The organism is Sphingomonas bacterium (genome assembly GCF_903644055.1).
Taxonomy (GTDB): domain Bacteria; phylum Pseudomonadota; class Alphaproteobacteria; order Sphingomonadales; family Sphingomonadaceae; genus Sphingomonas_I.
Map to the genome: position 1 here is coordinate 1 of NZ_CAHJXD010000004.1, position 3,417 is coordinate 3,417.

The 3,417-nt window shown below is 68.4% G+C and carries 3 protein-coding genes; 2 read left to right on the forward strand and 1 reads right to left on the reverse strand.

Features of this window, described 5'->3' with window-relative positions:
* The first annotated feature begins 127 nt into the window (after nucleotides 1–127).
* Nucleotides 128–1,627, forward strand: coding sequence for an ArnT family glycosyltransferase (locus tag HUU94_RS00205; protein ID WP_174273127.1), 1,500 nt, complete (start codon nucleotides 128–130; stop codon nucleotides 1,625–1,627).
* Here the strand turns inward: HUU94_RS00205 and phaR are convergent, their stop codons facing one another.
* A complete protein-coding gene (gene phaR / locus HUU94_RS00210; RefSeq protein ID WP_174273128.1) occupies nucleotides 1,628–2,185 on the reverse strand; it encodes a polyhydroxyalkanoate synthesis repressor PhaR in 558 nt (185 codons plus the stop codon).
* Nucleotides 2,186–2,261: 76 nt separating this feature from the next.
* On the opposite strand from phaR, the gene HUU94_RS00215 reads away from it, so the two are divergent.
* On the forward strand, nucleotides 2,262–3,257 hold the full coding sequence (locus tag HUU94_RS00215) for an alpha/beta fold hydrolase (protein ID WP_254601803.1): 996 nt from the start codon (nucleotides 2,262–2,264) through the stop codon (nucleotides 3,255–3,257).
* The last annotated feature ends 160 nt before the right edge of the window (nucleotides 3,258–3,417 follow it).

Consider the following 3,417-nt stretch of genomic DNA (forward strand, 5'->3'; position numbering starts at 1 on the left):
CGGCCTTGAGCCGGGGTCCCGCTTCTCCTTCAATGTCGGCAGGCAGCGGGACCCCGGCTCAAGGCCGGGGTGACGAGGGTTCACAGACCCTAGCAAAGCCTTAACCACGTTGGCCTAGCGCCTGCGCATGACCACGCGGACCCTGCCTGCGCACTTGCCGCCCTTCGCCGGCACGCCCCGCCTGCCCGCGAGGCTCGGGCAGCCGCCAGCCTGGGCCGGCGCGGCGATCCTGCTCGTGGCGGCATTCCTCATCCGCCTGCCCGAGTTCGGCAATCCCGCGATCCAGATCGACGAGCAATTCTATCTGCTCGTCGGCGATCGCATGCTGCACGGCGCGGTGCCGTATATCGACATCTGGGATCGCAAGCCGATCGGGCTCTTCCTGCTCTATGCGGCGATCCGGCTGCTGGGCGGCGTCGGCATCCTGCAATATCAGTTGGTCGCGGCCTGCTTCGCGGCGGGCACCGCCTGGGGCATAGCGCGGATCGCGAGGAAAGCCGCGGGCGAATGGCCGGCGATCGCCTCCGGGCTGCTCTATCTGCTGTGGATCGAAACCGTCGAGGGCGGCGGCGGCCAGGCGCCGGTCTTCTACAATCTGTTGATGGTCGCCGCCGCCGCGCTGGTGCTGCGCGCGGCGAACGGCAGCGACTGGCGGATATTTCGCCGCCGGAGCCTGGCTGCGATGGCGCTGGTCGGCGTCGCGATGCAGATCAAATATACCGTCGCGGTCGAAGGCCTGTTCTTCGGGCTGGTGCTGACACGGCAGGCGCTGAGGATCGCCCCGCCCGGCCGCGCGCTGCGGTTGAGCTTGCTCTGCGCCGGCACCGCGATGCTGCCGACGCTGATCGCGCTGGCGTATTACGCGCGCCTGGGCGCCGCGCCCGCCTTCCTGTTCGCCAACTTCACCTCGATCGGCCTTCGCGCGCCACCGCCCTCCGGCGGCGCGCGCCTGTGGCTCGAATTCCAGCATGTCCTGCCGCTGGCGCTTTGCTGCGCAGCATCCTGGTGGCAGACACGAAAAGAGGCCGATCCCGACCTGCGGCAATGGCGCCTGTTCCTGGCGTGCTGGCTCGCCGCCGCCGTGCTCGGCTTCGCGTGCGTCGGGGCTTTCTATTATCATTATCTGCTGCCGGTTTACGTGCCGCTGGCGATCGGCGCGGCACCGATCTTCGGCCGCCTGCCGATCGGCCCGGTGCTGGCGGGGCTGGCGATGTGGATCCCCTTCCACGCGATCGACTGGCCCGGCGACGGCGAGCGGCGGATCATGCGCGGCTCGGTCGAGGCGCTCGCCGCGCTGGTGCCGCCCGAGGTCGATCGCGGCTGCATGCAGATGCTCGATGGCCCGCCCAGCCTCTATCTGTTGCGCCACGCCTGCCTCGCCGGCCGCTGGCCCTTTCCCGATCACCTCGTTTCGCCGACCGAGGCGCATGCGATCGGTATCAACCCCACACAGGAGATCCGGCGGCTGATGATCGCGCGTCCGCTCGTTCTGGTCGTCGGCCCGCCGATGGAAGGCGCGCCCGGCGCCGCGCTTGCGATGTTGCGCGCCGGTCTTGCCGAGGGTTATCGCCTCAACGGCACCGCGCGGTACGAAGGGCGGACGCTCTCGGTCTACATCCGCCGCTGATCAGCTTCCCAGCTTATCCAATTTGGCCTGCAATTCCGCCATCTGCTCCTTGAGCCCGGCGAGATCGTCCTTCTTGGCCGCCGGCGCGGCCGCGGGCTTGGCGGGGGCGGCGCCCGGCTTGGGCTTGAACGCCTTGGCTGCCGCTTCCATCATATCCATGTTGCGCTTGGCGAGCTCGGCGAACGGCCCGCCCGCGAACGCGCCCTGCATCGCCTGGCGGAACTGGTTCTGGTTGGTGCGGAACGCCTCCATCGAGGCTTCTAGATATTGCGGCACCATCGCCTGCATCGAATCGCCGTAGAGCGAGATAAGCTCACGCAGGAATCCCACCGGGAGCATCGTCTGCCCGCGAGTCTCTTCCTCCATGATGATCTGCGTGAGGACATTGTGCGTGATGTCCTCCTCGCTCTTGGCATCGACGACCTTGAACTCGCGTCCGTCGCGCGTCATCTGCGCCAGATATTCGAGCGTGATGTAGCTGGAGGTTTCGGTATTATAGAGACGCCGATTGGCGTATTTCTTGATGATGACCGGACCGCCGTTCGAAGCCTTCGCCATGTCGTCCTCCCGCGCCGCGCCCTTAGCATCGATCGATGATGCACCGCAACACGGGAGCCGCCCGAAGCCGCTTCCTTTGTTCCTGCACATGTTGCGCAGCGAGGCCGGCGACGATCCCGCTTATACCGCCGCGGTGCTCGCCGGCGTGCGCGCCTATCAGCGGGCGCCGAGGTCCATCCGCGCTAAGCCGGAGATCGTCGCCCGCGCCGGCCGCGCGCGCCTGCTCGGTTTCGGTGGCGCGGGGCGGCCGATCGTCTTCGTCCCCTCGCTGATCAACGGCCCCGAGATCCTCGATCTCGATACCGACCGCTCGCTGCTGCGCTGGCTCGCAGCGCGGGGGTTCAACCCGCTGCTGCTCGACTGGGGAACGCCGGACGGCGACGAGCGCGATCGCGATATCGGGGGCCACGTCCGCGATCTGCTGCTGCCGCTGTTGGCTTACCTCGGACAGGCACCCGTATTGGTCGGCTATTGCCTCGGCGGGACGATGGCGATCGCCGCCGCGACGCTGCTGCCGGTCGCGGGCGTCGTCACGATCGCGGCACCCTGGAACTTCGCCAACTATCCCGGCAGCACCCGCACCGGAACCACCCAGCTCTGGCGGAGCGCGAAGGAAGCTGCCGAGACGACCGGCCTGCTGCCGATCGAGGTGCTCCAGGCGGGCTTCTGGAAGCTGGACCCGCAGCGCACGCTCGCGAAATATGCCCGTCTCGCGGAAGTCGCCGACGATGCGCATGCGCTCGCGCGCTTCGTCGTGGTCGAGGATTGGGCGAACGGCGGCCCGCCCCTGACGCTGGCCGCCGCCCGCCAGCTCTTCGAGGCGATGATCGACGCTGATCTGCCCGGACACGGGCAATGGCGGATCGACGGCCGGGCGATCGATCCCGCCGCGCTCGGCGTGCCGATGCTCGAGGTCGTTTCGGAGGTCGACCGCATCGTTCCCGCCTCGACCGCATCGGGCATCGGCGACCGCATCGCGCTCAGGCTCGGCCACGTCGGCATGATCGTCGGCGGCAGCGGCAGGACGCGGCTTTGGGAGCCACTGGCGGAGTGGCTGAGCGCGCTGGGGTAGCGTCGGATGCGACCGGCAGGCACTGACCTGAGACATTTCTCCCGTGGCAGGGGAGGAACGGATTTGACCTTGGAGGCAATACTGTTCCAGCCGAACCGTCACCCCGGCCTTGAGCCGGGGTCCCGCTGCCTGCCAACGCTGGAGAAGAAGCGGGACCCCG